Raw genomic sequence first — 23,713 nt, forward strand, 5'->3', positions numbered from 1 at the left:
GGGCGCGCCGATCACTTTTTGGGAGGAGTGCCACGCAGGCGCGAGCGGTGGCTCGAGAGATCGAGCACTTCGCCCGGCTGGTTGTCCTCGCCCTGCAAGAGGCCAAGGCGTCGGGCAACTTCGCGATACGCCTCTTCTTCACCGCCCATATCGCGCCGGAAGCGGTCCTTATCCAGTTTCTCGCCGGTCGCCATGTCCCAAAGGCGGCACCCATCCGGGCTGATTTCGTCGGCCAGGATCACGCGGCTGTAGTCCCCATCGTAAAGCCGCCCGAATTCCAGCTTGAAATCCACCAGGCGAATGTTGATCCCTGCAAACATGCCGACAAGGAAATCATTGATGCGGATCGCCATCGATGAAATGTCGTGCATCTCTTCGTGGCTTGCCCAGTTGAAGCACGCAATGTGTTCTTCCGCGACCATCGGGTCGCCCAGCGCGTCATCCTTGTAGTAATACTCGATCAAAGTGTGCGGCAGCGGTTCGCCTTCCTCGATGCCGAGCCGTTTCGAAAGCGATCCGGCGGCAACGTTGCGCAGCACCACTTCGAGCGGGATAATCTCGACCTGTCGCACCAATTGCTCGCGCATGTTCAGACGGCGGATGAAGTGGGTGGGTATCCCGATATGCGAAAGCCGCGTAAAAACGTGCTCGCTGATGCGGTTGTTAATCACACCCTTGCCGTTGATCGTACCGCGCTTTTCCGCGTTGTTCGCGGTCGCATCGTCCTTGAAATACTGGATCAGCGTGCCGGGTTCGGGACCCTCGTAGAGGATCTTGGCCTTCCCTTCGTAGATCTGACGGCGACGCGACATGCGTTGGCAACCCCTTGGGGCTTGAGTGGCGGCAACGGATGGTGCCCGGGGGCGGAATCGAACCACCGACACGCGGATTTTCAATCCGCTGCTCTACCCCTGAGCTACCCGGGCATCCGCTGCGGCGGCGGTGGTCATGCAGAGCCACCGGCGAGCAAATGAGAGCGCGCCTATGACGAAGCCGCACCCGATTGGCAAGAGGTAAATCGGTGTCAGGCGTGTGTGGCGAGAAGCGAGCAGGGGTGCACCGGATCAATCCTGCTCGGGCCAATTCGCGCTTGCGATCTCTTCGGGGCTCGCCGGAGGACCTGGGACCGCGTATCCATCCCCGAACCAACGCGCGAGATCGCGGTCCTTGCAGCGCTGCGAACAGAACGGGGTAAACTCGGGCACGCGCGGCTTCGCGCAGATGGGGCAAGGCTTGGCGGCGCTTCTTGTCATAAGTTCAATATCTGAGCGCTCGGCGCTTCGAGCGCAAGAGCCGGGTCGGTCTCGATCCGCACTTCTCGCCCCGTCCGGCGAGCGAGCTCTTCGATCCATTCAGGCTTCAGCTTGGCCCTCAGCGCGGGATGGACACGAAGCAGCAGGACCGGGCCGCTGCCCGTGGCGCGTTCCGCGACGCGCAATGCGTAGCGCGCGCACAGGCCGGGGCGAGAAGTGGCAAACCGGTGGAGCAGCGATGGCCCCTCAAGCCGCGCGACGATCTGGACAAAGCCGAAGCCGTTCATCGCCGTGCGCTCATGCGGCCAATCAGCAAGCGCATCGCCAAGCGCATCGTCCACACAGCGGCGGTCGGCCTTCGCCTCAATCGTCGGGAAATCGATCCCGATATTCCCGCCTAGGTCAAACAGGCATAGCCAGTTCGCAATGACGGGCACAGCGGCCAGCGCCAGCGACTTGGGATCGCCCGTTCCATCCACATCGATCAGCGTCATCGCCGGGGTGACGCTGAACACCAGCGCGCCGCCTGCGAAAGGCAGTTCGCCCGAAGCGGCGGCTTGCCAGATGTCTTCCCAAATTTCGCTGGCAAAGCCGCGGCGCACCTGGGCACCCGCCAACCATTGGGCGCCTTCGTCTGCGTCGCTGGCGCGGCCCTGAGCGCGCTTCCAGCGCCCTTTCTCGGCGATGGCGGCGCGTGTGACAGTGATCGAGAGATTCTCGCCTTCGGTGATGGCGCTGGGCAGATGATCCACCAGCAGCTCATGCCCTGAAGCCGTGACTGCCGTGCCGCGGGCCTTTCCGGCCAGTTTCGCAGTCAGTTTTGCGGTCAAGACCTGGCCTGCGAAGAGTTCTCCCGGCCATAGCAGCTTGGCGGCCAGAATCTCCCCTCCCGCGCACAAGAGCGCACGGGTCTCTCCGATGCCGTGTTCGACACACCAGTTCGAAGCTGCAAACTCAGGGCGCGGATCAGGCAATGGCAAAGCCCGCTGATTTTAGTAGCGCGCGCGTTTCGTAAAGGGGCAGGCCCATCACCGAGGAATGGCTGCCGCGCATCCACTGAATAAGCGCTTCGGCCGATCCCTGGATCGCGTAGCCTCCGGCCTTGCCCCGCCATTCATCGCCCGCGAGATACGCGTCAATCTCTTCGCGCGAGAGCGATTTAAAGCGCACGATGTTTGCGCTTAGCCGCGAGGCGACCGAGCCATCGGGTGCGCGCAGGACCACGCTGGATAGCACAGTGTGCCGCCGCCCCGAGAGCAAATCGAGGCACGCGCGCGCTTCGTCCTCGGCCTCGGTCTTGGGCAAGATGCGCCTTCCTGCGGCTACGACCGTGTCGCCAGCCAGCACATAGCCAGCCGCCTCTACCGCGCCTGCTTTCTCTATTCCCATCCGCAGGGCGTAATCGCGTGGGCGTTCGTTCTTTAGCGGGGTTTCGTCGATATTGGCGGGTTGGACGGCGTCAGGCGCCAGGCCTAGGCGGGCCAGCAAATCCTGCCGGCGCGGCGACGCGGAGGCGAGGGTCAGATGAAGAGCGCTCACGCCCGTTCACCTGAATTGTTACTGCGGCCCGGGACCGCCGCGACCGGGCATAAAGCGGTAGGTGATGCGCGCCTTGGTGAGGTCGTAGGGTGTCAGCTCGCACAGGACTTCGTCGCCCACAAGCACGCGGATTCGGTTCTTGCGCATCTTACCGGCGGTGTGCCCCAGCACTTCGTGGCCGTTCTCAAGCTCTACCCGGAACATCGCATTGGGCAGCAGCTCGACCACGCGCCCACGCATTTCGAGGAGTTCTTCTTTGGCCATGTAATCCCTTAAATTGGTTGCGACGCAAAACGTTCCGTCGGTCTGGGCGCGCCGTTTAGCGATCACGAGAACAAATTGGAAGCCTCGTGCGTTAGGTGGGTTGTCATCCTTGGCTGTGCGCATTCCGTAACTCACGCTCGTGCCAATCTCAGGTGCAAACCGTTACACGCCAAGCGCTTGTGAGCGCGGGCGCATTGCTGAAAAGGCTCACGCATGATCCCGAAATCAAAAAGGCGCTGCGAGCTGCTGGCCAGCGCGGGCCTTCTCGCTCTGGCTGCAATGGCGAGCCCGGCCTCGGCTTCTGCCAGCAACGCAATCGACGACTCGGCCCCGTCGAATGAAGCTCAAGCCCAACCGCAGAGCGATCCAGCCCCCGAAACGACCGTCCAGCAAGCGCGCGAGAGAGAGGATCCACAGACCGACTTCGGCACCGATAGCGGCGGTGGTCCGGGGACCACGCTCGACGATGAAGACGGCGGCGAAATCGTTGTCCAGGGAACCCGTTTGCGCGGGCAGCTCGATGTCGAACAGGCGCCGCTTCTGGAGCTTGGCGAGGAGGACATAGCAGCCGAAGGCGTCGCGTCGATTTCCGATCTTGTCCAGCAGATCCAAAACCAGACGGGCTCGGCGCGGGGGCGCGGCGGCGGTGGGCGGCCTGTCATCCTCGTCAACGGCATTCGTCCCGGCAGTTTTCGTGAGCTTTTCCAATATCCGCCCGAAGCCCTGGCCAAGGTCGAGGTGTTTCCCGAAGAAGTCGCTCAACGCTTTGGATTTCCGCCCGATCGCCGGGTCATCAACCTGATCCTCAAGGAAAACTACGCCAGCCGCGAGGTTGAGTTCGAGTTCGAAGGACCAGCGCGGGGCGGCAACCTGACCACGGAGCAGGAGTTCGGCTATCTCAAGATTGCCGATGGCGGCCGGTTCAACTTCAATTTCACAGCGCAGGATGTTTCGCTCCTCAGCGAAGACGAACGCGATATCGAGCAGACCCCCGGCTCCACGTCAGACCTTGCCACCGATCCCGACCAGGCCGAGTTTCGCAGTCTGATCCCGGACAGCCGCAGCCTGGATGCCAATGTGAGCTGGGCAAAGGCCTATCTCGAAAGCGGCCTCTCGCTCTCGGCCAACGCCAACTACGTTCGCGCAGACAGCCGCAGCCTCGACGGGCTTAACACCGTCACGCTAACCAATGATCTCAACGACCCCGACGCGGCTGTCACACGCACCTTCGGCGAAGAGGACCCGCTGGAACGGCGCACGGCAAGCGACACCATCTCGCTGGCCGGATCGTTGACCAAGCCGGTCAACGCTTTCCGCCTCACCTCCACGCTCGATACCACCTTCAGCGAAAGCACGACCGAGATCGACAACCGCCTTGCTGACGAGGATATCGAAGCGTTGCAGGAGGCCGCGCTTGCCGGGACGCTCGCGTTGGATGATCCGTTGCCTGGGACCGCCGAGAATGGCTTCGAAACGGCGTTCTCGCGCAACTGGACGGCGACCAATCTCAACACGGTGCGCGGACCTCTGGTCGATTTGCCGGGCGGTGAATTGCTCGCAACATTTGACATCGGCTACACTTGGAACCGGATCGAAAGCGCGGACACGCGCACGCTCGACGATGTGCAGCTGACGCGCGGCAATATTCAGAGCGGCGCCAATTTCGTGATCCCGATAACCAGCCGCCGTAACGGCTTTGCCGATGCTTTGGGCAGTTTCACACTGAACGCGCAAATCGGGTTTGAGGAGTTGTCGGACTTCGGGACACTTGGCGATTATAACGTTTCGCTCAACTGGGCTCCGTTCGACAGCCTCGATCTGTCTGCAACCTACATTTATCGCGAAGTGGCACCCGCGCTGCAATCGCTCGGCAATCCGCAGATCACCAACCTCAACGTTCCGGTGTTTGACTTCGTCAACGGTGAGACCGTGCTGGCTGACGTAACGACGGGCGGAAACCCTGACCTACCCGCCGAAACTCAGCGCGACTGGAAGTTTGCCGTCAACTGGCAGCTGCCCTTCGTCGAGGGTACGCGCTTCACGGTGGAGTACATTCGCAACCGTTCCGACAATGTCACCAGCGCGTTTCCTCAGATCACCGAAGAGATCGAGGCGGCGTTTCCCGACCGCGTGACACGCGACGCCAACGGCACCTTGGTGGCCATTGACCAGCGCCCGGTGAGCTTCGACGAGACGCGTTCCGATCGATTGCAGTTCCGCCTATCCGCCCGCGGCTCGATTGGCGGCGGTCGGCGTGGATTTGGCGGACCTTCGGGCGGGCCTGGCAGAGCGCAAGGTGGCCCTCCTTCAGCGAGCCGTCCGCCGGGGGCAGGTGGACCACCGGCCAGTGCGCGCGGTGGCCGAGGAGGCTTTATGGCCGTGCGCGAGCGCGTTTGCGCAGATGATGGTCTGGAGACCTTGAAGCGAATTGTGGAGGCGGTCGAGAACGGGGACGACCCCTCAACAATAATACCTGGCGTCGATGTCCAGCGGCTGGAGGGCTTCCTGTCGCGCGTCCGCAACGACGTGGGCGAGATAACGGATGCAGCGCTGGAACAATTTCGTAGCCGGATTTGCAGTCTTGATCCTTCGATGTTCGCTGGACGCGGTGGTCGGGGCGGTCCGGGTAGTCCGGGGCAAGATCCGATGGTCCCTCAGGCTACAACACCGACCCAAGGCGGCGAGGACCCCGCGCGAGCGGAGCGCCTGACCGCTCTGAGAGCGCGGCTGTGCGGCGAAAATGGGCAGGAGGAAATGCGCAACCTCATCGCCATGATTGAGCGCGGAGACGATGTCTCAGGCATCCTTCCCGGCGTCGATCCCAGTTTCCTCATGATGGTGATTGATCGATCGCGCGATGCCGACGGCAACATTCCACCGCAGGTTCTTGACCGCTTTCGCTCGCGCATCTGTTCAGCCGAGGGTCCTCCGGGTGGTGGCGGCGCGCCTGTAGCTGGGCGACCGAGCACGGGAGGTGGCGCGCGAGGCGGCCGGACGGGCGCTGCAGGGCCCGCTTTCAATCCTTTGGCTGGCGGCGGTCGGCGCGGCTGGCGTTACTTCGCTAACCTGACACATACGGTCGAACTCCAGAACGAGATCTTCATCGCCCCCGGCGTGCCTGTGCTTGATCAGCTCGATGGCGACGCAACCAGCGCCTTCGGTTTCCCGCGACACACGTCGCGGCTTGAGGCGGGCATTTTCGGCAACGGCCTGGGCCTTCGCCTCTCGGGTCGCTACACCGGCGAAACGCGCCTCGATGGCTCGGAGACCGCGGGAAGCGGCGATCTGTTCTTTGGCGATCTGGCGACCTTTGACATCCGTCTTTTCGGCAATATCGACCAGCTTGTCGGCAGCCAGAACCGGGCGCTGAAGAATCTGCGCGTCTCTCTGCGGATGGACAACGTCTTCGACGCGCAACTTGCGGTGCGCGACGAAAGCGGGGAGACCCCGATCAATTACCAGCCGTTCCTGATCGATCCCGTGGGCCGCTTCATCGGGATCGATATCCGCAAGCTGTTCTGACCTTTGCGCTCGCCGAATCGCAGGTCAGGAGTGTAGCCGCGGGAACATCCAGCTTTGCGCAGGCGCAGGCTCGAAGGGTGCCCACTCGCCCTCAGCCTGCGCCAGGCGATCGGCTATGGCGATCATCACGCTGGGGTTCACACCCAACCCACAATGGCTCGCAAAGACGCGGATGTTCTCGCTGGGAAAGCCGTTGGTCTTGTCCGGGTCCTGAACACTGCCGCGCCAATGGACGACGCCATCGGTCTTGGTCAGAACCGACGTGGTGGGCACCGGCGGCGCAATATCAAGCCCGCGAAATTGCCCGTCGCGGATTTTCTCCGGTTCATCGCCGTTGAAGAACTTGAACAGCCTCGCAGCGTTAGTGTGCGCGCGGTCATCGGTGATCGGGCTGCCGAGACTCATCACCAGGCGTACCTTTTCCGGCTGCAGCTTGGCCAATTCACGCGCGAGCACACCGCCAAGGCTCCAGCCGATAAGCGAGACCTTGCCTCCGCTCTCATCGCAAAGCCGATCAAGCTGTGCTTCCAGCTTGGTGATTAGCTCTTCGTTGACGCGCACATTGCGGCCAGAATCCCAGCCATGCGCGTTGTATCCAAGGCTGCGAAGAAGACCGCGCATCGGAATGGTGGAATTGTTGGTCGCCATAAAGCCGGGCAGGGTCATCACCGCGTGGCCATCGCCCTGCGGGAGCCCGGTCATGAAGGGTCGCGACGCATAGAAGGCCCCCAGCTCCAACATCGCGCGGCCCTCGGAAAGGGTCCAGAAGCGGTGCGGCGGCTTGGGCAGCTCGGTCGGCAATTCCTGCTTGAGCTTGCCGTCATCGACGATGATGCTGCCGGGCATTGGTGGGATGGTTGTCCCATGGGGTGCCGCGCTGGCCATTACTTGCTCTCCTCCGTGATGCGAGCCGCCGTGGCTTTGGCCGGCTTGCGTTTCGCCGTGGATCCCTTCGCGGCGGTCTTGCGCGTCGACTTGCGGGGCGTCGCTTTCTTGGTCGCGGCCTTTCGGGCCGCCGGTTTGCGCACCTGTTTGTTGGCCAATGTTGTAGCGCGCGAGGTCTTAACCCCGGCTTTCCCGACCGTTCCGGCGTCCACCGCTTTCGCTGCAGCCAGCATGTCATCGAAGCTTTCCTGTAAGCATTCGGCGTAAAACTCGGGATCGGGCATGATGTCGCGGCAGGCGGTGAAGCTGATGATCGCCTCATCGACATAGGATTGGACGACATGCGCAAGGCCGAGGCCGTCGGTCAGACAGATGAGCGAAAGCGCCATGCTCTCCATACGTGCGCCGCTCGAATAAATCGGCACGGGAGGGCCGGGCACATTGGTGACGACCGTGTTAAAAGGCATGGCAAGCCGGTGGGCCACGCTTACCCGGCTAAACAGTTGAGCGCCCAGAGCCATGTATAGGAGCGGATTGACCTTGCTCACTTCCGTCATGGTGCGCGCCCCGATCGCGTTGGTCATCGCCTTTGAATTCTTGGTCTGCGAGAAGACGTATTCGAGCCGTTCCGCCGGATCGGCGATATGCGAACCCAGCGGCGCGATCATGGCCGAGACCTGGTTGCCCATATCGCCTTTCTCGCCTTCTGAACGCACCGAAATGGGCGCCATTGCGGTCATGGTCGACTTTGGCAGATCATCCTTGGCGGACAGATATTTGTTGAGCGCGCCGCCGACGATCGCGAGGGCTACGTCGTTGATTTTCGCATCTGGCAAAAGCGCGCGAATTGCCTTTACGTCGGCCAGCGGGAAAGAGCGTCCTTCCACCACGCGATGCGCCGAAATCGAGCGATTGAAACGCGTGCGCGGCGGAACGATATCGCTGGTCAATTTGAAATCGCGGGTGATCAGTCCCTTGATCGCGCTCGCCACACCCGGGACGGCTTGCGCCGCGACCTGCGCCTGCTTGAAGGGGTTCACTACTGCGTTGATATAGGACTTGCCCAGAAGCTCTATCGGGCCGGGGACTTTCTCGGGTTTCCAGTCGTCAGGCTGATTGGGCGGAGCGGTATTGGGGCTGATCGTGTGCAGCGCTTCCATCAGATCGATGCCGCTCATGCCGTCAATCGCTGAATGATGGACCTTGGTGACCATCGCAAAGCAACCCGGCGGAAAGTCGCGGACGTTTTCGAGTCCTTCGACCACCGTGAATTCCCAGGGCGGGCGGGTTAGGTCCATCGGGCGCGCGTGGATGCGCGCGGTCTGGATACACAATTGCCGCCAGTCGCCTGGCTTGGGCAGCGCCACGTGGCGGACATGGTATTCCAGGTCGAAATTGGGGTCTTCGATCCAATAGGGGTAATCGAGATCGAAAGGCACGCGCACCAGGCGCTGTCGGATCGTCGTTGACAGCCGCATCCGGCTTTCAATGAAGGCGAGGATATCCTTGAATCGCACGAAACCGCCCGGCGCGGTCTCCGGATTATAAATCAGCAGGTTCCCGATATGCATGGGTGAATTGGGCGATTCCATCGCTACAAACGATGAATCCATGCCTTGCAATTGCCGCAAGTTGTTCTCCTGTCCCCGTTTTCGCCCGTTCTTGAGCTCTTTTGCCAAGAGGTAAGGCGGTTTTGGGCCGCCTGCAAGGTAACGCGCGGGTCAACCTCTTAGACGGCCAGCGCCCGCCCGCAGGCCACACCGCTCGCCCAGGCCCATTGAAAATTGTAGCCGCCCAGCCATCCGGTGACGTCGACCGCCTCGCCAATCGCATAGAGGCCGGGGACACTCCTGGTCTCCATGGTTTGCGAGGACAGCTCGGCTGTGGAGATACCGCCAAGGGTCACTTCCGCCTTGGCAAAGCCCTCGCTTCCGCTTGGAGTGAAGCGCCAATCGGCGAGCCGCTGGGCCGCAGCGCGCAGCGTCTTGTCGGAGGTGTTGCCCAATTCCCGAGCAATCTCAAGCCGATCCGCCAGAGCGTCCGCCAGCCGGTCCGGCAGGTGTTCCCGAAGCGCTGTCTTCAGCGTGGCGCGCGGGCGATCCCGCTTGGCGGCGAGGAGCCAATCGGATTCCGCAGCCGGCAGGAACGCTATGCCAATGTCCTCGCCAGGGCGCCAATAGGACGAGATCTGCAAGATGGCGGGGCCCGAAAGGCCCTTGTGCGTGAACAGCGCGGCCTCTTCGAAACTGGTCTTGCCGTGGCTCGCGCGCACCGGCGCGGAGACCCCGGACAGGTCGCGAAACAAAACGTCTTTTCCGCCGAGTGTTAGCGGGACGAGGGCGGGGCGCGGCTCAATGACTTTGAGGCCGAACTGGCGCGCCAGATCGTAAGCGAAGCCGGTGGCTCCCATCTTCGAGATCGACGGACCACCGGTGGCGATCACGAGACCTGGCGCCGAGTAACGGATCCCGTTGGCCGAGACTGCAAAATCCCCGCCGTCCTTCGTCACTGCGGTCACATCCGCCTCGCAAATCACATCAACACTGGGCCCGCATTCGTCGAGCAGCATCTCCACGATCTGTTTGGCCGAGCCATCGCAAAATAGCTGCCCCAGAGTCTTCTCGTGCCACGCGATCGCGTGTTTCTCGACCAGCGCGATGAAATCGGCGGGGGTGTAGCGCGCCAGCGCGGACTTTGCGAAATGCGGGTTGGAGGACAGATAGTTGCCCGGGCCAGCGCCAAGATTGGTGAAGTTGCAGCGCCCACCGCCGGAAATCAGGATCTTCTTGCCCGGTTTCGCCGCTTTTTCGAGCACCGCAACGCGCAGGCCACGCTGCCCGGCGACGGCGGCGCACATCAGCCCGGCGGCGCCCGCGCCCAGAATTATGACATCGTATGATTGCACGCGATTGCCGATAGTGGGGTGCGCGCGGATTGCCAACGCACCCTCGCAATCCCTATCTGGAAGGCATGTCGAAAGCTGAGGCAGGCTCCCCCCACGACCCACGCGGGGCCGAGCGGTTCAACGAGAGCCGCGCGGCCTACACCGTCGCGTCCGCGCAGCCCAATCTCGAAGCGGGCGTGGAGGCGATCCGTAACACGCTCGCCACGCTAAAACCCGTTCCGGGTGTCTACCGGATGTGTGATGCACGGGGCGATGTGCTCTATGTTGGCAAGGCGCGCAGCCTTAAGGCGCGGGTGGCGAATTACACTCAGGTCAATCAGCTCACGACCCGGCTTGAGCGTATGGTCTCGCAGTGCCGCTCGATGGAAATCGTGACGACGAATTCCGAGGCCGAAGCGCTGCTGCTGGAGGCGCAACTGATCAAGCGCTTTCGTCCGCCTTTCAACGTGTTGTTGCGCGATGATAAAAGCTTTCCGTTCATTCTGTTGCGCGCCGATCACGAGTTTCCCCGCATCCACAAGCATCGCGGCGCGCGTCGGGCGAAGGGCAATTACTACGGGCCGTTCGCGAGCGCCGGGAGCGTCAACACCACGCTTAACGCCCTGCAGAAGCTCTTCCTTCTAAGGTCTTGTACGGATAGCTTTTTCAACAATCGTGACCGGCCCTGCCTGCTTTACCAGATCAAGCGCTGCTCGGCTCCGTGCGTCGGGCGGATTGATGAGGAGGGCTATGACGCGCTTGTCAAACAGGCGAAGGACTTCCTCGCGGGCAGGTCCAGTCAGGTGCAGGCTGACCTCGAAAAGCAGATGGCGAAGGCGGCCGAAGAGCTCGATTTCGAAACCGCCGCGATCCTGCGCGATCGCTTGCGCGCGGCGACCTTCATTCAAGGCTCGCAGGCGATCAATGCGCGCACCGTCGGCGATGCGGATGTGTTCGCGCTCGCCAGCAAGGGCGGCCATGTCGGCGTCCAGGCCTTCTTCATTCGCGGCGGGCAGAACTGGGGGCACCGCGCGTTCTTTCCGAGCCACACCAAGGACGTGGACGAGGGGCAGGTGCTCGCCGACGTCATGCTGCAGTTCTACGAAGAAGTGCCGCCGCCGCCCACCGTGCTGGTTGATCGGGAGCTGCCCGAAAGCGCCCTGATCGAAGCGGCCTTGTCGGAACTTGCGGGAAAGAAGGTCGTCATCGCGATCCCGCAGCGCGGCGACCGGCGCAAACTGCTGCAGCAAGCCGAGCGCAACGCCGTCGAAGCGTTGGAGCGGCGGCTCGCAGAGAAGGGCACCAAGGCCAAGGTCAACCGGGAACTCGCCGAGTTCCTCGAACTGGACGAGCCGCCCGAACGGATCGAGGTGTACGACAACAGCCATATTCAGGGCGCCAAGGCGGTGGGCGCGATGGTGGTCGCCAGCCCTGATGGTTTCGAGAAGTCGCAATATCGCAAGTTCAACATTCGCGAAGCGCAGTCGGACGACGATTTCGGGATGATGCGCGAGGTGATGCAACGGCGTTTCCGCAAGTTCGCGGAGGGCGTCGAGCCCGCTGAGCCGGGCTCGGGCAAGAAGGGGCACGAGACCATCCTGCCGGATCTGCTCCTGATCGACGGGGGCAAGGGACAGGTCTCCAGCGTGATGAACGTGCTGGAAGAGTATGGTCTGGCGGATGAGTTTGCCGTCATCGGCATCGCCAAAGGCCCGCATCACGGGCGCGAAGGACGAGAGGTGTTCCACTTTCCGGACGGGCGCGAAAAGACGCTTCCCACCAACTCGCCGGTCCTCTTCTACGCCCAGCGCCTGCGCGATGAGGTCCATCGCTATGTCATCGGCGCGCATCGCGCCAAGCGCTCCAAGGCGATCACGGCAAGCCCGCTGGATGAGATCCCCGGCATCGGCCCGGCCCGCAAACGCGCGCTGCTCTTGCATTTCGGCACAGCCAGCAAGGTGCGCGCCGCCGCTCTCGAAGACCTGCAACGCGCGCCGGGGGTGAGCGAAAAGGTGGCGCGCCAGATTTACGACTTTTACCATGCGGGCGGCTAGTCGCTTTCAAGCGACTGATCCACCTTATTGCGCGATCCATTTGCGACGAGCCTCCGTAGAATCCCCCGAAAACCGAGCGATTTGAACGGTCTGTTTCCACACCTGATATTTACCTTACTCCGATATCCCATGCTGGTGTTGAGGAACGCGCTTTGTTTGATCTAGTTCGCAAGACCTTCGCGACGCCGCGGGTGCGTCACTGCGCCGTCGCTATCGCGCTGGCGGTTCTTTTTGCGCTCCTGACACTTTTGCGGCCGCTCGATGTTGCGCTTTGGTCGACGCAAACAAAGCTCACATCTTACGAACCGAGCGGGTCGATCGTCCTTGTGAAAGACGACGATGGTGTCGCGCAAAACTCGGTGATTGTAACCAACACTCTTTTGCGCGAGGCACTGGAGCAGCTTCAGAATTCGGACGCCCATCGGATTGTCATCGACACTCCGCTGCGCAAGAGCAACGATCCTGTGATCGACGATGGGCTTCGTGCTGCGATCCTCGCCATGCGTGATCGTGCGCTGATCGCCACACCGGTCGGCGACGGCGCTTACGTCTCTGGCGTACGCCACCAAAATGCGGGCATCTTCGGCAACGTCGCACCGATCGTAAGCAGCGATCTGGAGACTGACTTTCTCGACTTTGTTTGGTCGATAGAGCCGACCTACGGCTCAGGAAGTGAGAGCCACCCAGCGCTCTGGACGGTGCTTGCTGAGAAACAGCGCACGCACGGTGCGATCTATCTCGATTACTCGCTCAAGGCGGCGGCGCTGCCTGTCGTCCAGATTTCCGATCTCGCAGCCGGCAAAGAATCCGCGATCGAGCAGGTAAGCGGAAAACAGGTCGTCATCGCCGCGCTTGCCGGCGACGAACGTGTGTTGAAAGCGCCAGACGGACAGGATTTGAATTTTTCCTCCGCTTACGTCCATATCGTTGCCGCTGAGACCGCGCTGGGTGGCGGGGGCTCTCTCATCTCGACAAGGTATGCAATCCCCATATTCGGCGCGGCACTGCTCTTGCTGGTGTGCGCTCCTCTGAGTCGGCGATGGCGGCGTGTTGGCTACGTTGCCTGGGTGGGCCTGTTCGCCGTTGCATTCGGTCTCGGGACGATCCTTGGGCATAGGGTCATGTTGGTTGATCCTTTTGTGATCGCGATCGTGTTTGCCTTCATGCGGGCCTCGGCCAATTATCGGCGCCGCCATCTCTACATTGACGCTCAGAGCCGTCTGCCCAATTTTACCGCGTTTCGACGTCATGTTGAGGCGCAAGGCCTGCTGGAAGAGCACGTTCTCGTTATCGCGAAGGTCGCCAGACTCGATGCGATCTTCGCAACTCTCAAAGGTAATGAGCAGGGCGAATATCTGCGTCAGGTCGCAAGCCGCCTGGCGTTGGGCGAGACCGGGGCCATCGTCTTTCACGACGGTGGAAAATACCTCGGTATGGTCTTCAAGCGTTCCGACTACGCCGATTTGCAGGGCCATTTGGAAGGCTTGCGCGCCATCGCCTCGCAGGCGGTCATGGTCGATGGCACCCCAATCGATGTGGCTATCACGATTGGCGTTGATCAGTCTTTCAACGGCGATGTTTCAAACCGCATCAGTTCAGCGATCGCCGCAGCCGACCAAGCTCGCGAAGCCTATCGTCCCGTGTTTATCATCTCCGACTTTCAGGCTGACAGCGAGGAATGGGATCACTCGCTGCAATCGCGTCTGGAAAACGCGCTTTCGGAAAACCGGATTTCGGTGAAGCTTCAGCCGAAGGTCGATATGCAGTCGGGCCTGTTTGTTGGCGCCGAGGCGTTGGCTCGGTGGACAGACCAACAGCGCGGGGAAATCCCGCCGGTTCGTTTCATCCTTCAATGCGAGCGGGCGGGGCGCCTCGACGATCTTACAAAACGGGTGATGGAAAAGAGCATGAAAGCCTCCATCGCGCTCGCCGCCAAGAACCTTCCGGCCAAAATCTCTGTCAACGTCTCGGCAATACAGTTTGTCGACAGCCGGATCGTCGACCTTGTCGAAATGGCGCTCAGCGCAACCGGAGCCGATCCTGAAAACATCATGATCGAAATCACCGAGACCGCGCGCGTCGAGAACCTGGTGCGCGCGCGCTCGATCATGGAAGAGATCAAGGCGTTTGGCGTTGAGTTCTCGATCGATGATTTCGGTGTTGGAAGCGGCAATCTTGACGCGCTTTACGGGCTGCCCTTCGACGAGATGAAGATTGATCGCATGTTCTCGAACGAGGTCACGCGCTGCCCACGAGCAAATGCGGTGGTGGCTTCCATGCTCGAGCTCTCGCGCGCCTTTGGCATTCGGAGTGTGGTAGAGGGGGTTGATCACCTCGCAACCTTCGAAGTGTTGCGCGACATGGGCGGGGATCTTGCGCAAGGTTTTTGCATCGCCCGCCCGCAGACCCTGCCGCTCTTGACCGAGACCTTGCGTCTTCAGGCGACCAGTCAATTGCGGAGATTGCCTTAGGGTTAATACTTTACAAACAGGAATGGTTAAGCTAATCCTTGCGGGAATTTAAACCCAAAAGGAGTTTAGACATGGGCCGTTCAATCTGGGACTGGATCTTCCGTTAAATCGATCCGAAAAGCGATTAGAAGGGCCCTGCGTTGCAGGGCCCTTTTTCGTTTTAGCGTGTGTTTTCAAAGGCTTTCGAGAAGTCCGTTGTCGTGGGAGGACCGGGGGAAACCCCAACTGGACCGCCTTACGCGTTTCACCTAGCTTGATGATCAAGCCTTTAGGGACACATTTCCCAGGTGGGCGAATCGCAGACCAACGAACTCCTTGACGCCATGCGCGCGCTGCAGACGGCGCTCGACCGGCACGATTTCGCCGTCAGCGCGGCGCGCTCGATCGGGCGCAGCGATTGGCGTTGCCTGCAAGCGCTCGTCGCAGCAGGGGGTCTTTCGCCTCGCGCGATCCAGCAGGAGCTTGGACTGACAAGCGGGAGCGTGACCGCGCTGATCGACCGATTGGAAGACCGCCATCTCGTCGCCCGCCGACCAGATCCCGCTGATCGTCGCGCCATACGGGTTGAACCCCTAGAAGCGGCGCACCGCCTTGTTGTCGATGCGTCGGTTTCCTTGTTCGAGACCACCGACCGGCTGAGTGAGCGGTGGGGTGGGGAGCGGACCCGATCAACCCGGCAGGCCTGTCATGATCTGGCCCGTCTCGTCGAATGGGCTTCCCAGCGCGTCTAGGGCCTCAAGATGTCCAAACGCAGAAAGAACAAGCCCCGCTGGCCATAACGGCGCAGCGGGGCTGTGTCTCTTCGCCCGTAATGTGGGGGGCGAAAGCCGCCTAGTTCGGGTAGGTCCAGGCCGTGCCGCGCGCCAGGTTCTCGCTTGCGAACGCCCAGTTGAGCTTCCCGTCAACCACCGCGTCGAGATAAGCGGGGCGCTTGTTCTGGTGATCGATGTAGTAGGCGTGTTCCCAGACATCGATAACAAGCAGCGGGTTGAAGCCGCTGTCGGCCAGCGTGTCGCCGTCATGCGTCTCTTCGATCGAGAGCTTGCCATCCTTCTCAGCCAGCCAGACCCAGCCGCTCGCGAAGTGACCAGCGCCGCGGGCTTTAAGCTGCTCTTTGAGCTCATCCATCGAACCGAACGCTTCCTCGATCTTGGCGGCCAATTCGGCCGAAGGAGCGGTCTCTTCGTTGGTCATCGAAAGCCAGTAAAAGCCGTGATTGTAGGTTTGGGCTGCGTTGTTGAAGAGCCCCTGATTGCTGCCGCGCGCGGCGACGACGATCGCCTCGAGCGCGGCGTCGGCGTGGTCAGTCCCGTCAATCGCGGCGTTCATTTTGTCGATGTACGTCTGGTGGTGCTTGCCGTGGTGAAACGACAGGGTCTTTGCCGAAATAGCCGGGTCAAGATCGGCGTAGGGGAGATCGATGAGGTTGAAAGCCATGACTGCGTCTCTCTCTGTTTGCTCTTGGTGGGTTCCCCTTAGCAATGCGCGTCGCAAACAAAAGTTGCAATTTTGCGCCGAGGGTTCCCGCTAATGAGGGCCAAGACATCGCGATAGGCTATTCGCGTGCGTTATCGGTCACTTATTGAGCTGTGCCCTTGCCCAGCGGCACAGAGTTAGCTAATCGAAGGAAACGATGTGGGGGTGGCAAATCAAACGAATACGGGACCACGCGATGGATCCCGATCTTCCTTACAAGAGCTTTGCGCTCTTTCGGAAGTCAAAGCGTATCAAGCGCGGGGACATTGTTCTGATTGACCATCCTGAATACGGCCTTCTTGTCCGAAAGGTCGCCGCTATAAGCATGAATGGGCGTGTGGGACTACGCGGTGTGTCGCGCGCGACGAGCGGGGCCCGACGCCTTGGCAACTTGGATCGCGACCTGGTCGCGGGCAAGCTGGTTTTCAGGATGATTTGGGCCCGGCTCCTACCGCATTTCAAGAGTTCAATAGGATCCCGAGACCCTGACCCCCACGGCATGGATGAAGCGTCCCCGGCCGAGTGATCGTCCTATTGCCGTGGGCGACGCCCTCCCCGCGTTACGCTACACCTCGCAGCGATTCGAGTTTGAATGCCGCGTCCGCGCGCAATTGATCGTGCTGGACCCAGGTCGAGTGCACCCCGCTTGAGATCTTGTGCGGCAGGGCCGCGCGCGCGATGGGGCCCTTGGTGATATCGCTGGCATCGAGGATCGCGAGCTGCGATGCGCCGATGTTCTCATCGATCAGAAAGGTGACAAGGTACGCGTCATCCTCGGCCCTCCCGTCCTTGCGGGGCACGACGGGGCTCTCGCTGGCGAACACGCCCTCGGGCAATTCGTAGATTTGCTCTTCCCCTGTCTCGGTGTCGTGACGGATATAGCCGTTGAACAGGAACCAGCCTGGCTTGGTGGTGGTCGACCATGTGTAGCGGTTGCACTTCATCAGAAAATCGGGGTTGATCATCCCGAATTCGACAATCCGTTCGGACAGACGCTCTTCGCGCGTCTCGCCGGTCTTCAGATTGAAGCGCCAGCGATGGAAGCGACACTGGAAGGAGTGTTCGTCGACATAGGCCATCATGTGGCTGTACTCGCCCGCTTCCTCGATCGGGTCGGGCATGGGCTTGTCCTGGAAATACCCCTCCAGGATCACCTCATCGCCATCCTCATAGGCGTTGGTCCAGTGGAGGACATAGGTCGGCGCGGCCTCGAACCAGCGGATGTCTTCAGGTTGGCCATGGCGCGGGATCAGCGCAAACCGCGTCGGCACGCCCTCATGGATGCGCGCGGCGTGGATGTTGCGCTCCAGCAGTTTTTCATCCCAGAAGAGCGGCATGTCGTTGAGGATCGACCAGTTCCGGGTGATCGCCATATCGTGGGGGAGGCGCGGGCCGGGCAAGGGGATCGGCACGTAATGCGCAAGCGCTCCGCGGCGATCGACCACCCCGTAATGCATGTAGGGCGGATGCTTGGAGTAGTTGAAAAACATCAGCTCCCCGGTCGCTTCGTCGACCTTGGGATGCGCGGAAACGCCATCGAGCGGTCCCCACGGCGCCTTGCCCAGATTGTCGAGCGTAACGGGATCGATCATCCACGCCTCTCCGCATTGATAGAGCGTTGCGTAGGCGATGCCGGCGTGGACGATTATATCGGTCGAGCCTGTGTCTTTGAGGCCGCCATGCGCTCCGAATCCAGGCCGCTTTGACGTGCCATGCGGGTCCATCAGCCCGCCCCACAGGCTCTCGCCCGCGATCTGCTCGGCCGCGAAGCAGTGCGTGCACACGAAGCGATTGCGATAGCTTGCCTTGCCGCCTGATATGCTGACCTGATGTATCATCGCATCGCCATCGAAGGGATGGTGACGTCCGAGCGGCTGATGCACCGGGTTTTCGGTGTTGCGCAGATAGACACCGTCAATGTCATCGGGGATCGCGCCCTCGATCACGTCCAGCTCGTCCACATCCACTTCCTCATGAACCGGCGTCCAGGGGCCGGACAGATAGGGGTGGTTGCTGGCCTTGAGGCTGGTCTTGACCGGCTTGTGGCGTGTTATCTGCATGCGAGACTCCCTCTCTCCGCCACGCAGGATACCGTCCCGGCCCCTTCAGGAAAACCCTCGCCAAAATTTGACCATTATCAAAGACCAGGCCTAGTCAACCGCACACACTGACGGCGTATCAAGGGAAAGAGGACCAATCCTATGAAAGCGATCCTACTTCACGTCTCCGGAGACTCCTGCATGGAGGCCCGCCTGCAGGTCGCGCTCGACATCGCGCGGGCGACCAAGGGCCACATCACCTGCTTGCAGGCCGTCAATTTCGAAGTCTTTGCGCCGGGCGATTTCTACGGTTCGGCGATGGCCGCTGCGATCCCGCAGATCAAGGAAGCCGCCGAGCAGCTGCGCGCGCGGCTGGAAAGCCATCTCGTCAATGAAGATGTCTCCTGGGATTGGCACTACACCAACGCGCAGCCCGAAGCGGCGCTTCTTGAGCAATCCGCCCTGCACGATGTGATTGTGCTTGGCCCCAACGATGTGGGCGCGGACGGCACGCGACAGGCTTCCAACATGGCGGGATCGCTCGCTCTAAAGGCGCCCGTCCCCGTCCTGGTCGTTCCCGGCGATTCGAAAGGTTTCGATGTCACCGCTCCGGTGCTGGTCGCCTGGAACGGTTCGGCCGAAGCATGCGTTGCGCTGCGCCAGGCGCTTCCGCTGCTCGCTTTGTCGGACGCTGTCTATCTGGCGAGCGTCGAAGAGGTTTCCGACAAGAACCGTTTCGACTTTCCGCCGGTCGAGGGCGCGCGCTATCTGAGCCGTCACGGGGTGGAGGCCGAACTCGTCAGCCTGCCGCGTGGCGATGCGAAGATCGCCGACACGCTGTTTTCCGCAGCGCAAATGCGTGAATGTGGGCTGATTGTGATGGGCGCTTACGGCCACTCACGCCTTGCCGAAATGCTGTTTGGCGGGGTGACACGGCGCTCGCTGACGGATCCGCATCTGCCAATATTCATGGCGCATTGACGAGACTGCGCGTTACCCATCCTTGCGTCGGCGTTTGCGCATCATGCCTTCCTGCGCGACGCTGGCGACGAGTTGCCCTTGAGCATCGAAGATACGCCCGCGATTGAACCCGCGCCCGCCGCCAGTCCAAGGGCTATCGGTGACGTAGAGCAGCCACTCATCCGCGCGCGCCTGGGCGTGGAACCACAAGGCGTGATCGAGGCTCGCGCCCACAAGCTCGCCGCGCATCCACGATAGCCCATGGGGAAGCGCGCTTGTGCCAAGAAGGGTATAGTCGCTGGCGTAAGTGATCAGCGCGCGGTGCAAAGCGGGCGTGTCCGCCTCGCCAGTGATCGGCGCGGCGGTGCGAAACCAGCTGTGCGCGTGCGGCGCCTTGGGTTCGGAGTTCATCCAGTGAAGCCGGTCCACGGTCCGCATTTCGATCGGGCGCGGGCGCAGCATGAGCGCGCGCTGTGTCTCGTTGAGGCGTTCGCCCATCTTGTCGACCATGGCGCGGCGCATCTCCATGTCCGATTTAAGCTCGTCGGGCCCGGTCACGTCCGGCATTGGCGCGTCAAGATGCTCCAGGCCTTTCTCGGGGACCTGAAAGCTCGCGGTAAGGTTCAGGATCGGCTTGAAACTCCCGTCCTCGCTTTCCTGCGCCGCGACCACGCGCCGGTTGGCAAAGCTGCGCCCGTCGAAATCGCGCTCGATCCGGTATTCGATGGGCGGACCTTCGACACCGCCGCGCAGGAAATAGGCGTGCAGCGAATGCGCCTGCTTGGTCTCAGGGATACTCGCCTGGGCGGCCTGAAGCGCCTGGGCTAGCACCTGCCCGCCGAACACGCGGCCCATACCGCCCTTCTGCGGGCGGCCACGATAGATGTCGGATGCGCGCTTCTCGACGGTCAGCAGTCGGACAAGGCCTTCGACCAGCTCTTCAGGAGTTGGGGTGTCGCTCATGCGCGAAGCCCATGCGCACGAGGGCTCGCGGCGTCAAGCTTCCCCGCAGCGCTCTCAAGGGTGTCCGATAGCCGCGCATAAAAAACCCCGCCGAGCGCCTGGCCCGGCGGGGTTTTCTTCTCACCCTTTTTGGAGGCGGTGCCTAGTGCGCGCCGCCCGCCAGCGCCGCGAGCAGCAGCAGCGCGACGATGTTGGTGATCTTGATCATCGGGTTCACAGCCGGACCGGCGGTGTCCTTGTAGGGGTCACCCACCGTGTCACCGGTGACAGCCGCCTTGTGGGCGTCCGAGCCCTTGCCGCCGTGATTGCCGTCTTCGATGTACTTCTTCGCGTTGTCCCAAGCGCCGCCGCCCGCGGTCATGGACAGCGCGACGAACAAGCCGCCGACAATCACGCCCAGCAGCAGCGCGCCAAGCGCGGCGAAAGCGTTGTCCTGGCCAGCGAGCCCGTAGATGACAAAGTAGGTCACAATGGGCGCGAGCACCGGCAGCAGCGACGGCACGATCATCTCCTTGATCGCGGCCTTGGTCACCAGGTCCACCGTGCGCGCGTAGTTCGGGCGGCTGGTTCCGGCCATGATGCCCGGATCGCCCGCGAACTGGTCGCGCACGTCCACCACCACGTCGCCAGCGGCGCGGCCTACGGCGGTCATGCCCATCGCTCCGAAGAGGTAAGGCAAGAGCGCGCCGAGCAACAGGCCGACGATGACGTAGGGGTTCTCAAGGCCGAAATCGACGTTGGCATCTGGGAAAAACTCGCGAAGGTCGGCGGTGTAGGCGGCAAATAGGACCAGGGCAGCCAGTCCTGCCGAACCGATGGCGTAACCTTTGGTCACCGCTTTGGTGGTGTTGCCGACCGCGTCGAGCAGATCGGTCTTTTCCCGCACGCTCTCATCCAGTTCGGACATTTCGGCAATGCCGCCCGCGTTGTCGGTCACAGGACCATAGGCGTCGAGCGCGACGACCATGCCCGCGAGAGCCAGCATCGCGGTCGCGCCATAAGCCAGACCGATAAGGCCAGCGAGCTGATAGGCGCCGATGATCGCCGCGATGATCACGATGGTCGGCAAAGCGGTCGATTCAAGGCTGATCGCGAGACCCTGAATCACATTCGTGCCGTGGCCCGTTTCGGAAGCCTTGGCGATCGAACGCACCGGGCGAAAGTTCGTGCCGGTGTAGTACTCGGTGATCCAGATGATGATGCCGGTCAGCACGAGGCCGATCAGCGAGCACAAGAACAGATCCATGCCGCTGAACTCAACGCCGCTGGGTCCGGCTCCAAGAACCGTGTTCATATCGCCCAGCGCGTATTGCGTCACAAGATAGATCAGCGGGACCGCCAGAACGGCGGTGACGACGAAGCCCTTGTACATCGCACCCATGACGTTGGTGCCCGAACCCAGACGCACGAAGTAGGTGCCGATGATCGAGGTGACGATGCACGCGCCGCCGATCAGGAGCGGAAGCGCCATCATGGGAAGCAGCAGGTCGCCCAGCGTTTCGGAGAAAAGCAGCGCGGTCAAAACCATGGTGGCGCCAACGGTCACGACGTAGGTTTCGAACAGGTCCGCCGCCATCCCGGCGCAGTCGCCAACATTGTCGCCGACATTGTCGGCGATGGTTGCGGGGTTGCGCGGATCATCCTCGGGGATGCTGGCCTCGACCTTACCGACAAGGTCCGCGCCCACGTCCGCCGCCTTGGTGAAGATACCGCCGCCCAGACGCGCAAAGATCGAGATCAGCGACGCGCCAAAGGCAAGACCGACAAGCCCGTCGATCACCGTGCGGCTGTTGGCGGCCAGCTGCATGGGACCGACGAGGACATAGAAGAACACAGCGATGGCCAAAAGCGCGAGGCCCGCCACCAGCATGCCGGTGATAGCGCCCGCGCGAAAAGCGATTGTGAGACCTTGTTGCAGGCCTTGTTCCGCCGCCGCAGCGGTGCGCACGTTTGAGCGGACGGAGATGTTCATCCCGATGTAACCGGCTACGCCCGACAGAACCGCGCCGATGATAAAGCCGACCGCCGGAACCAGCCCAAGCGCGACGCCGACAATGATCGCGGCGACCACGCCGACCATACCGATCGTGGTGTACTGGCGGTTGAGATAGGCCTGCGCGCCTTCCTGAATGGCGCCCGCGATTTCCTGCATCTTGGCGTTGCCCGCGCTCGCGCTCAGGACTTGCCGGCTGGTGATGAGGCCGTAGACAACGGCCAGCAAGCCCAAACCGATCGAAATCAGTATCAGATTCACGAATTGATCCCCTCTTTCACAATTCTTGCAACTTTTTTGGAAGGCTCCCCGAGGCGCCGCGCCAATTTGTCCCTCAGCCCGATCCCACGGAGCGCGTGGGCGAGACCTTAGGGTGTTGCAAAGGGCTGGCAATAGCCAAAAGGCACTCCAGCTCCCCTTTTTCCGCGCTTTTTGCGCCTTTTCGGGACGCGCTGGGCGTCAGCCGTGTCGATAACCCAGCGAACCGGGCTCGGTGAGCGCGGTGCCGCCAAGGAAAATTGGCGCGTTGGCCTCGGGCTCGACCGTGCCGATCCGGGTGGCGGGGACTGGCAGGTCGCGGTTGGGGTCGGCGGTGAAGAGCAGCTCGTAATCATCGCCCCAGCGCAGGCATTCATCCATACGCGCGGTGTCGGCCACCGGAATCGTCTCAGGATTGAGCCGGAAAGTTACCGCGCTCGCGCTGGCCATGCGCCACCCATCGAGCAGCAACCCGTCGGAGATATCCATCATCGCGCTGGCGAGCGGCGCTAAGCTGCGGCCTTCACCAAGGCGCGGCTGCGGCCGATTGAACGCATCGAGATGCTGTGGATGGCCTTCAAAACCAAGCATGGCGCGGCCGACTATACCGGTGACATAAAGGGCATCGCCCGCCTTCGATCCCTTGCGGGAAGGCACGGGCTTGTGGGTCGCTCGCCCCACGGCGGTGATCCCGAACGTGCTCGGCCCGGTCGCGGCAATCGTGTCGCCGCCCAGCAGAGGCACGTTGTAGACAGACAGAGCCTCGCGCAGGCCACTCAGGAAACCCGCATCATCGCGCCCGAGCGACACGCCAACGAGCGCGCCAACCGGCTCGGCGCCTTTCGAAGCCAGATCCGACAGGTTCATGGCCACCAGTTTCCAGGCCACATCGGCCATGCTCGCCTTGGGCTCGAAATGAGTACCCTCGGCCATCATGTCATGCGTGAGGATCAGCGTTTCCGACCCGAATTCGATCACCGCGCAATCATCCACAAGCCCGCGCGCGCCGGGGTGTAGCGGCATGGCGCGCAGCCCCGCGAGAAACTCAAGCTCGTTCATAAATCCCAGTCATCCCGCTGATCCCTCGGGAAGCTTTGTAGAACGAAGCGCGGCGCTAATAAAGCGCGCGCATCGGCCATTGGACCAAGGTCT

Annotated in this window: 18 protein-coding genes and 1 tRNA gene; 5 read left to right on the forward strand and 14 right to left on the reverse strand. The window is 61.9% G+C overall.

Features of this window, described 5'->3' with window-relative positions:
* Positions 1-11 precede the first annotated feature (11 nt).
* From purC to infA, 6 genes are all read right to left on the reverse strand, one after another.
* Positions 12-812: a phosphoribosylaminoimidazolesuccinocarboxamide synthase gene (gene purC, locus QNI87_RS00560; RefSeq protein ID WP_300592526.1), complete on the reverse strand. Its 801-nt coding sequence runs from the start codon at positions 810-812 to the stop codon at positions 12-14.
* Between the two features lie 39 nt (positions 813-851).
* A tRNA-Phe gene (locus QNI87_RS00565) sits at positions 852-926 on the reverse strand.
* 138 nt (positions 927-1,064) lie between these two features.
* Positions 1,065-1,253: a DNA gyrase inhibitor YacG gene (gene yacG, locus QNI87_RS00570; protein WP_300592529.1), complete on the reverse strand. Its 189-nt coding sequence runs from the start codon at positions 1,251-1,253 to the stop codon at positions 1,065-1,067.
* The gene (locus QNI87_RS00575; RefSeq protein ID WP_300592532.1) at positions 1,250-2,227 is read right to left on the reverse strand and encodes a ribonuclease; all 978 of its coding nucleotides are present in this window, start codon (positions 2,225-2,227) and stop codon (positions 1,250-1,252) included. The genes yacG and QNI87_RS00575 overlap by 4 nt, the downstream gene beginning before the upstream one ends.
* Complete coding sequence (locus tag QNI87_RS00580) at positions 2,220-2,792, reverse strand: Maf family protein (RefSeq protein ID WP_300592535.1); 573 nt, start codon at positions 2,790-2,792, stop codon at positions 2,220-2,222. Before QNI87_RS00580 ends, QNI87_RS00575 begins: the two co-directional genes overlap by 8 nt.
* 18 nt (positions 2,793-2,810) lie before the next feature.
* A complete protein-coding gene (gene infA / locus QNI87_RS00585) occupies positions 2,811-3,056 on the reverse strand; it encodes a translation initiation factor IF-1 (protein WP_007163491.1) in 246 nt (81 codons plus the stop codon).
* 213 nt (positions 3,057-3,269) lie between these two features.
* On the opposite strand from infA, the gene QNI87_RS00590 reads away from it, so the two are divergent.
* The gene (locus QNI87_RS00590) at positions 3,270-6,578 is read left to right on the forward strand and encodes a hypothetical protein (protein ID WP_300592537.1); all 3,309 of its coding nucleotides are present in this window, start codon (positions 3,270-3,272) and stop codon (positions 6,576-6,578) included.
* A 24-nt stretch (positions 6,579-6,602) separates the two neighbouring features.
* On the opposite strand, the gene QNI87_RS00595 is transcribed toward QNI87_RS00590, so the two are convergent.
* The 3 genes from QNI87_RS00595 to QNI87_RS00605 all read right to left on the reverse strand — a co-directional run bounded on the left by QNI87_RS00595 (position 6,603) and on the right by QNI87_RS00605 (position 10,368).
* Positions 6,603-7,463 (reverse strand): alpha/beta fold hydrolase, encoded by an 861-nt coding sequence (locus QNI87_RS00595; protein WP_300592540.1) that lies wholly within the window; start codon positions 7,461-7,463, stop codon positions 6,603-6,605.
* Complete coding sequence (locus tag QNI87_RS00600; protein WP_300592543.1) at positions 7,463-9,076, reverse strand: wax ester/triacylglycerol synthase family O-acyltransferase; 1,614 nt, start codon at positions 9,074-9,076, stop codon at positions 7,463-7,465. The genes QNI87_RS00595 and QNI87_RS00600 overlap by 1 nt, the downstream gene beginning before the upstream one ends.
* A 116-nt stretch (positions 9,077-9,192) precedes the next feature.
* Positions 9,193-10,368: an NAD(P)/FAD-dependent oxidoreductase gene (locus QNI87_RS00605; RefSeq protein WP_300592546.1), complete on the reverse strand. Its 1,176-nt coding sequence runs from the start codon at positions 10,366-10,368 to the stop codon at positions 9,193-9,195.
* A gap of 65 nt (positions 10,369-10,433) precedes the next feature.
* Between QNI87_RS00605 and uvrC the strand changes: the two genes are divergently transcribed.
* The 3 genes from uvrC to QNI87_RS00620 all read left to right on the forward strand — a co-directional run bounded on the left by uvrC (position 10,434) and on the right by QNI87_RS00620 (position 15,603).
* Positions 10,434-12,401, forward strand: a complete 1,968-nt coding sequence (gene uvrC / locus QNI87_RS00610; RefSeq protein ID WP_300595269.1) for an excinuclease ABC subunit UvrC — start codon at positions 10,434-10,436, stop codon at positions 12,399-12,401.
* A 152-nt stretch (positions 12,402-12,553) separates the two neighbouring features.
* Positions 12,554-14,872: an EAL domain-containing protein gene (locus QNI87_RS00615; RefSeq protein WP_300592549.1), complete on the forward strand. Its 2,319-nt coding sequence runs from the start codon at positions 12,554-12,556 to the stop codon at positions 14,870-14,872.
* Between the two features lie 287 nt (positions 14,873-15,159).
* Complete coding sequence (locus tag QNI87_RS00620) at positions 15,160-15,603, forward strand: MarR family transcriptional regulator (protein WP_300592552.1); 444 nt, start codon at positions 15,160-15,162, stop codon at positions 15,601-15,603.
* A 100-nt stretch (positions 15,604-15,703) separates the two neighbouring features.
* On the opposite strand, the gene QNI87_RS00625 is transcribed toward QNI87_RS00620, so the two are convergent.
* A complete protein-coding gene (locus tag QNI87_RS00625) occupies positions 15,704-16,309 on the reverse strand; it encodes a superoxide dismutase (RefSeq protein WP_300592555.1) in 606 nt (201 codons plus the stop codon).
* Between the two features lie 599 nt (positions 16,310-16,908).
* Entirely contained in the window at positions 16,909-18,408 is a 1,500-nt protein-coding gene (locus tag QNI87_RS00630) for a carotenoid oxygenase family protein (protein ID WP_300592558.1), read from the reverse strand.
* Between the two features lie 141 nt (positions 18,409-18,549).
* On the opposite strand from QNI87_RS00630, the gene QNI87_RS00635 reads away from it, so the two are divergent.
* A complete protein-coding gene (locus tag QNI87_RS00635) occupies positions 18,550-19,368 on the forward strand; it encodes a universal stress protein (protein ID WP_300592560.1) in 819 nt (272 codons plus the stop codon).
* Between the two features lie 12 nt (positions 19,369-19,380).
* On the opposite strand, the gene QNI87_RS00640 is transcribed toward QNI87_RS00635, so the two are convergent.
* The 3 genes from QNI87_RS00640 to thiL all read right to left on the reverse strand — a co-directional run bounded on the left by QNI87_RS00640 (position 19,381) and on the right by thiL (position 23,620).
* Complete coding sequence (locus QNI87_RS00640; RefSeq protein WP_300592563.1) at positions 19,381-20,310, reverse strand: acyl-CoA thioesterase domain-containing protein; 930 nt, start codon at positions 20,308-20,310, stop codon at positions 19,381-19,383.
* A gap of 142 nt (positions 20,311-20,452) precedes the next feature.
* Positions 20,453-22,564, reverse strand: coding sequence for a sodium-translocating pyrophosphatase (locus QNI87_RS00645; protein WP_300592566.1), 2,112 nt, complete (start codon positions 22,562-22,564; stop codon positions 20,453-20,455).
* A gap of 198 nt (positions 22,565-22,762) precedes the next feature.
* Positions 22,763-23,620, reverse strand: a complete 858-nt coding sequence (gene thiL / locus QNI87_RS00650) for a thiamine-phosphate kinase (protein WP_300592569.1) — start codon at positions 23,618-23,620, stop codon at positions 22,763-22,765.
* Positions 23,621-23,713: the final 93 nt, after the last annotated feature.

The sequence above is a fragment of the Erythrobacter sp. genome (assembly GCF_030066995.1).
Taxonomy (GTDB): domain Bacteria; phylum Pseudomonadota; class Alphaproteobacteria; order Sphingomonadales; family Sphingomonadaceae; genus Erythrobacter.

What these genes read in the sequence shown, in the direction of transcription:
- purC (WP_300592526.1), bottom strand. Translation starts at nt 812, where the DNA reads ATGTCGCGTCGCCGTCAGATCTACGAAGGGAAGGCCAAGATCCTCTAC.
- yacG (WP_300592529.1), bottom strand. Translation starts at nt 1,253, where the DNA reads ATGACAAGAAGCGCCGCCAAGCCTTGCCCCATCTGCGCGAAGCCGCGC.
- infA (WP_007163491.1), bottom strand. Translation starts at nt 3,056, where the DNA reads ATGGCCAAAGAAGAACTCCTCGAAATGCGTGGGCGCGTGGTCGAGCTG.
- QNI87_RS00590 (WP_300592537.1), top strand. Translation starts at nt 3,270, where the DNA reads ATGATCCCGAAATCAAAAAGGCGCTGCGAGCTGCTGGCCAGCGCGGGC.
- QNI87_RS00595 (WP_300592540.1), bottom strand. Translation starts at nt 7,463, where the DNA reads ATGGCCAGCGCGGCACCCCATGGGACAACCATCCCACCAATGCCCGGC.
- QNI87_RS00600 (WP_300592543.1), bottom strand. Translation starts at nt 9,076, where the DNA reads ATGGATTCATCGTTTGTAGCGATGGAATCGCCCAATTCACCCATGCAT.
- uvrC (WP_300595269.1), top strand. Translation starts at nt 10,434, where the DNA reads ATGTCGAAAGCTGAGGCAGGCTCCCCCCACGACCCACGCGGGGCCGAG.
- QNI87_RS00625 (WP_300592555.1), bottom strand. Translation starts at nt 16,309, where the DNA reads ATGGCTTTCAACCTCATCGATCTCCCCTACGCCGATCTTGACCCGGCT.
- QNI87_RS00630 (WP_300592558.1), bottom strand. Translation starts at nt 18,408, where the DNA reads ATGCAGATAACACGCCACAAGCCGGTCAAGACCAGCCTCAAGGCCAGC.
- QNI87_RS00635 (WP_300592560.1), top strand. Translation starts at nt 18,550, where the DNA reads ATGAAAGCGATCCTACTTCACGTCTCCGGAGACTCCTGCATGGAGGCC.
- QNI87_RS00640 (WP_300592563.1), bottom strand. Translation starts at nt 20,310, where the DNA reads ATGAGCGACACCCCAACTCCTGAAGAGCTGGTCGAAGGCCTTGTCCGA.
- thiL (WP_300592569.1), bottom strand. Translation starts at nt 23,620, where the DNA reads ATGAACGAGCTTGAGTTTCTCGCGGGGCTGCGCGCCATGCCGCTACAC.